Raw genomic sequence first — 463 nt, 5'->3', positions numbered from 1 at the left:
GAGCCTTGCGGCGCCAATCACCCAGTTAGCCAGTGTCGTTTCACTGATCAGAACGCCCGCGCGGGCCCACTCGTGTAACTGGCGGAAAAGTGGTGAGGCCATGGTGTACTTCTGATGTAACACCTCCGCAACCAGCGATGGGGTCGCCATACTATGCGGAAATAGCGCCCTTGGCGCTTCCGCTTGATAAAGATGGGAGTCGCCGTCCGCTTCTTCGCAAGCCACGCACTTGTAGGTTTGCTCGAAAATTTGATTTTGGTACAGGCGCCCTGGCACGTGTTCAATTTCAGTGCGCACGAAATGTTTCCCGACCGCTACGAGCTGGTGGCCGTGCTCACAAACTGACGCTTCACGTGTGATGAGCGTTTCTTCAACGGGTAAGTCGGCGGCAATGCCTTCTGACCGCTTACGTTTTGGCTTACGCGGTGACGCTACGACTTCTTCTTCGCTTTGACGACCAGTC

At 55.7% G+C, this 463-nt stretch carries 1 protein-coding gene; it reads right to left on the bottom strand.

What is annotated here, in order from left to right; translation table 11 throughout:
- A partial coding sequence (locus tag FD01_RS14455; RefSeq protein ID WP_156647330.1) for an IS66 family transposase occupies window positions 1-463 on the bottom strand: 463 nt, incomplete at both ends.

Source organism: Lacticaseibacillus manihotivorans DSM 13343 = JCM 12514 (assembly GCF_001435035.1).
Lineage (GTDB): Bacteria > Bacillota > Bacilli > Lactobacillales > Lactobacillaceae > Lacticaseibacillus > Lacticaseibacillus manihotivorans.
This window is presented reverse-complemented; position numbering and strand designations above follow the sequence as displayed.